The organism is Psychrobacter sp. TB20-MNA-CIBAN-0197 (assembly GCF_040309765.1).
Taxonomy (GTDB): domain Bacteria; phylum Pseudomonadota; class Gammaproteobacteria; order Pseudomonadales; family Moraxellaceae; genus Psychrobacter; species Psychrobacter submarinus.
In genome coordinates, this window is record NZ_JBEOPC010001480.1 from 1 (window position 1) to 231 (window position 231).

General features: G+C 47.6%; 1 protein-coding gene. It reads right to left on the reverse strand.

The features are described from left to right. On the reverse strand, window positions 1-231 hold a 231-nt coding region (locus AAEY83_RS18895), incomplete at both ends, for an aldo/keto reductase (RefSeq protein WP_351061782.1).

Genomic DNA, 231 nt, shown 5'->3' on the forward strand with positions numbered 1-231 from the left:
GGTCACAAATGGGCGTGAATTGACAAAAGCTAGCGACATTTGCGCCATATCCAAACCAGCATCAGAGGCAATCTTGGCATACTGTACGGTGGCTGATTTTGCTTGCTCGTTCACATAGCGGGCAAACCGATCATACATAGTGAGACGTGCACCTTCAGGGCGTTTACCATCGAGATATTTGCCAGATAGTACACCAAAGCCAAGCGGTGAATAAGCAAGCAGACCAACATT